This window comes from Nostoc sp. (genome assembly GCF_036916975.1).
In the GTDB taxonomy this organism is placed as follows: Bacteria; Cyanobacteriota; Cyanobacteriia; order Cyanobacteriales; family Nostocaceae; genus Nostoc.
In genome coordinates this window covers 23,513-31,209 of record NZ_JBALFF010000109.1, presented here as the reverse complement: position 1 = coordinate 31,209, position 7,697 = coordinate 23,513, and the positions used below count along the sequence as shown (strand labels likewise).

General features: G+C 40.8%; 8 protein-coding genes. 5 read left to right on the top strand and 3 right to left on the bottom strand.

Annotation, left to right across the window (positions count from 1 at the left end; all coding sequences use genetic code 11):
* Nucleotides 1-103 precede the first annotated feature (103 nt).
* On the bottom strand, nt 104-850 hold the full coding sequence (locus V7K73_RS26235; protein ID WP_334884464.1) for a WecB/TagA/CpsF family glycosyltransferase: 747 nt from the start codon (nt 848-850) through the stop codon (nt 104-106).
* A gap of 131 nt (nt 851-981) precedes the next feature.
* The gene (locus tag V7K73_RS26230; RefSeq protein ID WP_334884466.1) at nt 982-1,443 is read right to left on the bottom strand and encodes an RNA-guided endonuclease TnpB family protein; all 462 of its coding nucleotides are present in this window, start codon (nt 1,441-1,443) and stop codon (nt 982-984) included.
* 235 nt (nt 1,444-1,678) lie between these two features.
* Between V7K73_RS26230 and V7K73_RS26225 the strand changes: the two genes are divergently transcribed.
* The 3 genes from V7K73_RS26225 (at nt 1,679) to V7K73_RS26215 (ending at nt 4,650) form a co-directional block, all read left to right on the top strand.
* Complete coding sequence (locus tag V7K73_RS26225) at nt 1,679-2,398, top strand: response regulator transcription factor (RefSeq protein WP_334884462.1); 720 nt, start codon at nt 1,679-1,681, stop codon at nt 2,396-2,398.
* A gap of 149 nt (nt 2,399-2,547) precedes the next feature.
* On the top strand, nt 2,548-4,221 hold the full coding sequence (locus V7K73_RS26220; protein WP_334884460.1) for a SpoIIE family protein phosphatase: 1,674 nt from the start codon (nt 2,548-2,550) through the stop codon (nt 4,219-4,221).
* 3 nt (nt 4,222-4,224) lie between these two features.
* Nucleotides 4,225-4,650: an ATP-binding protein gene (locus tag V7K73_RS26215; RefSeq protein ID WP_334884458.1), complete on the top strand. Its 426-nt coding sequence runs from the start codon at nt 4,225-4,227 to the stop codon at nt 4,648-4,650.
* Nucleotides 4,651-4,752: 102 nt separating this feature from the next.
* On the opposite strand, the gene V7K73_RS26210 is transcribed toward V7K73_RS26215, so the two are convergent.
* Nucleotides 4,753-5,169 carry a ketosteroid isomerase family protein gene (locus V7K73_RS26210; RefSeq protein ID WP_334884456.1) on the bottom strand — a complete coding sequence of 139 codons (417 nt, stop codon included), beginning with the start codon at nt 5,167-5,169 and terminating at the stop codon, nt 4,753-4,755.
* Nucleotides 5,170-5,883: 714 nt separating this feature from the next.
* On the opposite strand from V7K73_RS26210, the gene queG reads away from it, so the two are divergent.
* Complete coding sequence (queG, locus tag V7K73_RS26205; protein ID WP_334884454.1) at nt 5,884-6,858, top strand: tRNA epoxyqueuosine(34) reductase QueG; 975 nt, start codon at nt 5,884-5,886, stop codon at nt 6,856-6,858.
* On the top strand, nt 6,833-7,471 hold the full coding sequence (locus V7K73_RS26200) for an HAD-IA family hydrolase (RefSeq protein ID WP_334884453.1): 639 nt from the start codon (nt 6,833-6,835) through the stop codon (nt 7,469-7,471). The genes queG and V7K73_RS26200 overlap by 26 nt, the downstream gene beginning before the upstream one ends.
* The last annotated feature ends 226 nt before the right edge of the window (nt 7,472-7,697 follow it).

The window sequence follows — 7,697 nt, the reverse complement described above, 5'->3', positions numbered from 1 at the left end:
ACTCATAACTCATAACTCATAACTCATAACTCATAACTCATAACTCATAACTCATAACTCATAACTCATAACTCATAACTCATAACTCATAACTCTCAACTAATTACACCCCAAGTGTCAAACGATAAACAAAAGCTTTCACAGCAAATGCTGGCAAAGCCAACATCCGCCGCCAACGCCAAGGTTCTTGATAAAGCCGATATAACCATTCCAAATTATTATTACCTAACCAGGCGGGAGCGCGAGTTTTAGTTCCCGACCAAATATCAAAACTACCACCAACACCAATCCAAATTGCTTGAGGACACAAATGGCGGTTTTCGGCAATCCATAACTCTTGACGTGGCACTCCCAAACCGACAAAAATCACTTGTGCCTGCAATTGAGCCAGAGTTTCTCGCAATTGTGCTTCTTCTTCAGGGGAATGGTAGCCTGAGTGAGTGCCAACTACACTCAAATCTGGAATTTGCTGTTGCCAAAAATCTGCCGCAGTTGAAGCTACTCCAGGCGCTCCTCCATAGAAAAAAACCTTTGCCCCTGTTTTCTGTAGCCCGATTTCTTGCAAAAGTTTTTCTGCTAATTCAATCCCTGGAAAACGCTGCACTTTTTGCCATAATAGCCATCGCAAATACAGAACAACCCCGGCTCCATCTGGAATAACTAGTTCAGCATTTTTAATCACCTGAGCTAGGATTTGATTCTGCTCTGCCTGCATAGTCATTTCTGCATTGAGCGTTACTACATGAATTCCTCTACCTGCACGCAGGCATTCTAACAACCAGCCTGGATAGTTATCCATCACATGAACTGGTATTCCCAATACTAAAAATGCTTGATTGCCTTTAGACATAGCCTATTCTGGATTAACCTCACACCAGATTTACTTGAATGTTAAGTTTATCAAATTTTTTATATTTAGAACTTAGGCACGAGAGATTCCCATTGCCGTGCAACAATAGAAAGCTTGACAACTCCCCGCACCTATTGGCGTGGGGATTCTTCCTTCACAGAAAAACGCCTTGTAAAAGCAGTGCCTTTACTTGGTCTTACTCTTTCTCCAGAAGCAGTAGCGAGATGCCCTCCCGCCAAAAGTCGTAAACCTTCATCTCTGATATTCATCGCGGCGTTGATGTCCCTGTCATGTGTTGTTTTGCAATTAGGACACTGCCAGCTACGAATATCTAAACTGAGGTTATCACTCTTGTGCAAGCAGTTACTACAAGTTTTTGAGCTAGGGAAAAATCTATCCACTTCGACGTAGATTTTTCCTGACCATTCAGCTTTGTATTTCAACATGGTGCAAAATTGACCCCAGCCAGCATCACTAATTGATTTAGCTAACTTATGGTTTCTCACTCTCCGGGTTCGCCAGTCCCTCTTTGTTGGGACAACAAGACCGGGCTGGCGAACCATGTTTTTAACTGCCAGATTTTCTACAACTATGACTGGGTTTTAAACCCAGTTTTCTGATAACTAATTAGTCTTGGATGCTTGTACTTGGGCTGAACCAGTCCAAATTTTATTGTAGTAGTGTAATATTTTACTAAGTATGAAACGCTCAACTCGTAACTCTGGTTCCGGGAACAGAAGCCCCCACTATACTACTTGCAGTTAGTGTGGGAATATGTCACAAAACTCGACTTTCTGGTTAAGGTAGTGTAACGGGCTGAAGTTGGCTATGAGTAAAATTCGTATCGCTCTGATTGAAGATCATGACCTAACTCGTGTAGGTATTCGGACAGCACTACTGCAAAAAGATGATATTGAAGTTGTAGGTGAAGCTGCCAATGCTGCTGAGGGGCTAAAGATGTTAAAAATGGTACAACCAGATATTGCCATTGTAGATATTGGTTTACCAGATAAGGATGGCATTGAGTTAACACGGGAGTTAAAATCTATTGCTAATGAGCAGCAGCTATTAACAAAGGTGTTAATTTTGACGCTGCGGGATAACAAAGAAGCTGTGTTGGCAGCTTTTGCGGCTGGTGCAGACTCTTACTGTATGAAAGATATCAAATTTGATAATTTGCTGGAAGCAGTACGAGTAACTTACAATGGCAACGCCTGGATCGATCCCGCCATCGCTCGGATTGTATTACAACAAGCGCAACAAAATCCTCAAAAGTTGGAATCAGCTTTTGTAGATACCAAGACCATTGCCTCTAACCCTGATTATGTCGATAATCTGGAAGGAATTCAACCTTACACCCTGACAGAAAGGGAATTGGAAGTGCTACAGTTGATTGTCGAAGGTTGTAGTAATGCACTAATTGCCGAAAGGCTTTACATCACTGTTGGGACTGTTAAAACTCACGTTCGCAATATTTTGAATAAGCTATGTGCCGATGACCGTACCCAAGCAGCAGTCCGCGCCTTGCGTTCTGGGTTAGTAGGATAAGGTTAAATTGAGTCAACAGTTATCAAGTTTTAAAACACTGATAACTAATAGCTGTTGAAAATGATTAGTTATTAATTTTTTGTTGATTCTCAGGTGGGATAAAAATTATATTATCTCGCCATTCAAATATGTGAAAACTAAAGTCAAATATGGCTGAAATCGGAGTGGACAAACTTAAGCTCATGGTGGTAGATGATGAGCCAGATAACTTAGATTTACTCTACCGCACTTTTAGGCGAGATTTTCAAGTATATAAAGCTAATCATGCCTTTGGCGCTCTGGAAATCTTGGATCAGTTTGGTGAAATGGCGGTGATTATTTCTGACCAAAGAATGCCAGAAATGAATGGCACTGAATTTTTTAGTCACACCGTAGAGCGGTTTCCAGACACGATTAGGATTTTGTTAACTGGTTTTACTGATGTCGAAGATTTGGTGGATGCGATTAACTCCGGTCAGGTATTCAAGTATATTACTAAACCCTGGAATCCTGAACGGCTCAGAGCCTTAGTTGAGCAAGCCACTGATACATATCGTCTAGTTAAGAAGCGCACCCAAGAGTTAGGTCGGGCCTTACAGCGAGAATCTTTGTTTAATGCTGTAACAACGGCAATTCGAGAGTCTCTAGACTACGACAGTATGCTGCAAAAAATTGTCGCAACGATTGGACAAACATTTGAAGCTAGCAATTGCTTACTCAGACCAGTAGAGGGCGATCGCCTCACACCAGACCAGTTCTCATACCGCGATCCCAAATCCAATGTATCAGATTCCTTCTTCGACCCCAGTGTTTTAATTGAAAAAGTTCTCGAAACTGGTCATTATCAACTTGCTCAAGATGTATATGAGGGTAATCCTTCTCACCACCTAGTTGTGCCACTTAGCTATCAGCAGCATTTATTGGCTGTGCTGGTTCTCGATCAATGGGGACGCGATCGCCCTTGGCAAGACGAAGACATCCAACTAATTGCAGGTGTTGCCGAACAAGCAGCCTTAGCCCTCTCTCAAGCAAAACTTTACCAACGCCTCCAAGAAAAGCAACAGCAGATTCACAATGAGTTGGAGGTAGCCCGCCAAATTCAATATAACTTGCTACGCCAAACTTTACCTGACATCAAAGGTGTGAAAGTGCAAGCCTGCTGTTACCCAGCGCGGGAAGTAGGAGGCGATTTTTTTGAAGTTTTTGTGCATCCCAAAGGCGATTTATGGTTAGCAGTGGGTGACGTTTCTGGCAAGGGCGTTCCAGCTGCTTTATTTATGGCTAGTATTATTTCAGTTTTGCGCCGAGAATTATCTCAAGAAGCACCAGCCGAGCCAAATGTGGTCATGCAGAACCTCAACCACGCTCTCAGTGAAGACTTAATTAGCAACAATTATTTCATCACTCTTGTGTTAGCTTGTTATACCCCTACCACTAAGGAACTTGTCTACACTAATGCTGGTCATATTTATCCACTGTTATGGTCACGCCAAGGTGCTTTAAGCGACAATCCCAATTACCTGAAAGTTCGCAGCGTTCCTTTAGGGATCTTGCCTAAGTGGCAGGCACAGTCTGGTCGTTTGGTTCTTGCTGCTGGAGACACATTGTTACTGGCAAGCGATGGAATTACAGAAGCTACGGTATCAAATGATTTTGATTTAACAGTAAAAAACGAGCATGGCGTTGACCCCGTTAACCGTTCTATGCTGAATCAAGATGGTCTTTGGCAACTCTTGCAACAAGAGCAACAACCCCTTTCTCTTAACCATTTACTAGCTCGCATCCAGGCAGACAATCACGTTCAAGAAGATGATCAAACTATACTTTCACTGGAGATTTTGTAAGTAATGAAAAGTGAGCTTCATGTACCAAGTGACTTGAGTTTTCTTAATATTGTCGAAACCTGGCTGCTGGGATGTTTGAAAATCCAGTTAGGAGATTCTGTGGACTGGTCACGACAATCAAGCCGTTTAAGACTAGCTTTAGTAGAAGCCTACTCAAATGCAGTCCGTCATGCCCACAAAGATAAACCAAATTTACCGATTTTACTGCGTTTGGAAGTGAAAGATCGGGATCTTGCCCTCGAAGTTTGGGACTACGGCGAAGGTTTTGATATGTCTGACTACTATGCTCCAAACCCGATGGAAAAACAAGAAGGTGGTTATGGTTGGCTAATTATGAATCGTCTCATGGATAAGGTAGACTACCAATTGCAAATTGATGGTGCCAATTGTCTAAAGTTACAAGCTACTTTACCCGAATTAGTGAAATAGACAAAAATTACTACTTTTCAAGTAATGTGTTATGTGAATTTACTAAGATTGGATTTGATTTTGGGTACGATCAAACATTGTCTAAGCTATTAAACTTATTTGCTAGTTTTCACGACGTAAAGAAAGTAACTCTTGAGGAGAAGCTAAAAGTTTGATTTTAGTATATGAAATTTGCCGTTGTTGGTTGAGGATAAATAACCACAATACATTGACACTACACCACGAAGTTTGTGCTTTCCCTGTTACCTGGATTTGAATCGAAGCATTTTCTAAAGCCTCGGCTATTCCGGTGTTGGGATAAGCTTTAATCTTTTGGGATTCTTGTTTTAAATAGGCTGCGATCGCATCTGTCCCCACAATATCAGATTCAAATGGTGGACGCATCACACCATCTACGGCAAATAAGGCAGCAGTTGCCTCAAATTCTCCTGCATTTAAGGTTTCAAAATAACGCAGTACACTTGTTTCTGTAATTCCCTCAATCTGGAATTCTTCTTTCAACTGTTCAGCAGAGGTCACGTCGCTTCGCTCCCAATTCAAAATTCACGCATTCACCCATTACAATCTCCATAAATTTGTTATTTATGGAGTTGTATATTTTTTTACTTAATTCAGATAATTATCTGTATTATGCTACTTAATTAATTTCAATACAAAAATAGCTAAAAAGAAACCTGCTGTTGAGATAGATTGCCATATTTGTAAAAATCTTCCTGACGATGGTTGAGATGTTGCAATATAGCAGTTCTCAATTACATGGGAATACAGAGCAGTCGTAGGATTACAGCAATGCTCATAGGTGTCAACTTAAGGTAGAAGTAAGGTTGAGCAAGGCTTATCGGGTTGTCCTCATCCCCTAGCCCCCAATCCAAAAATTGGGATTCGGGAAACTGGAGAATTTGCTCCCCTCTCCCAATTTTGGGAGAGGGGTTGGGGGTGAGGGCAAAATTCATCCACTCAGCAGATTTCAACTTAAGTTGACACGTATGAGCAATGCTGTGCCATACCATGTTTTGAATCCAAACGAAAACTGCTATAAAGAAAATTTATTATATAGCAAAAGTCTTAGTGATTACGACATCAACAGATAATAAAACTTAGACATAAAAAGACTTTTCAGCCAGTAAAGAGTTCCTTGCTATATATAGGATAAGCAACAAATGTTAATCAAAGAGATTGACTAGGTAATGTAGAATTAAATCGCCTTTGTTGAGGCACAATCCCGATAAAAAAATGAATCAGTATTCCGTAACAAGCAGCAATGTAGTGAAAGAGAAAGCTGGCGAGTTGGGCTTTCACAAAGTTGGAATTGCTGCTGTAGATAGGGTAGATGCTATAGAAGCGCAGAGGTTACAAGCATGGATTGAACTAGGTTATCACGCTGATATGGAATGGATGGCTAACCCAAAACGCCAGGATATTCGCAAAGTTATGCCAGAAGCGCGATCGCTAGTGTGTGTGGCGCTAAATTACTATACGCCACATCAACGCCCAGAAGGCGAGGAATATGCCAAAATTTCTCGTTATGGCTGGGGAAGGGATTATCACAAAGTAATGCATAAAAAACTCAAGCAGCTAGCCAGATGGTTAGAATCACTTGGTGAAGGTGTATTAGCTCGTTATTATACAGACACTGGGCCGGTGCAAGAAAAAGTGTTGGCACAACTTGCCGGAATTGGTTGGATTGCCAAAAATGGTAATGTAATTACACCAGAATATGGCTCTTGGGTATTTTTAGGAGAAGTGTTAACCAATTTGGAATTAGAGAGCGATCGCCCACATACAGAACACTGCGGTAGCTGTACTCGTTGTCTTCAGGCTTGTCCTACGGGTGCAATTACTCAGCCTTTTGTCGTGGATGCTAATCGCTGCATTGCTTATCATACGATTGAAAATCGGGCAGAGGAATTGCCAGAGACACTAATACCCAATTTGCAAGGCTGGGTTGCTGGTTGTGATATTTGCCAAGATGTTTGTCCTTGGAATCAACGTTTTGCCAACACAACTGATATTGAAGAGTTTAAGCCAAATCCTGCGAATATTGCTCCCCAACTGCTAGAATTAGCCCAAATCTCAGATAAGGAGTGGGATAAACGATTTCCAGCATCTGCCTTGCGGCGGATTAAGCCAGAAATGTTACGACGCAACGCCCTAGCTAATCTTGACGCATCCCGGCGAAATAATGACCCCGAAAGTAATTATTTTTGATTTTGATGGCACTATTGCTGATACAGTAGATGCCCTTGTTAGTATTGCCAATCGTCTAGCTGTAGACTTTGGTTATAGACACATAAGCCCAGAGCAATTATCCCTACTTAAAAACTTAACATCTAGGGAAATTATTAAGTACTCAGGAGTTTCTCTATTTAAGATACCTTTTCTAGTTAAAAAAGTTAAAGGAGAATTAAAAAACAAAATCCCAGAATTAAAGCCCATTCCGGGAATTAAAGAAGCATTAACGGAACTTCAAAATGAAGGATATAAACTGGGAATTATCACTTCTAATTCTAAAGACAATGTTACGCAGTTTCTGACAATCAATGATTTAAATCACCTATTTGATTTTATCTACTCAGGAATTACGATTTTTGGTAAAACAACCATAATCAATAATGTATTAAGACAAAATCAACTCCAACCTCAAGAAGTTATTTATGTCGGAGATGAAACCAGAGATATCGAAGCATCAAAGAAAGCAAATATCCAAGTGATTGCAGTAACTTGGGGCTTTAATTCACCGGAAGTACTAGCCAAGCAAAATCCAGATTATTTAATTCAACGGCCTAGCGAACTACTAGAAGTGATGAATGGTAGTCATTAGTCATTAGTCATTGGTCATTGGTCATTAGTCATTGGTACTGAGCGAAGCCGTTGGCGCAGCCTAAGAAGAGAAGTATTGGTCATTGGTCATTAGTCCAAAAGAAACCACGTCTACAAGGGACGTGGTTTGAATTAGTCTTAATTATTAGTTTTTTTCGCCCAGAAGGGGCGAGGTATGTACCAAAAACTCTTTATCAATAGTCAAAAGTCGATAGTGGAAATCTTAA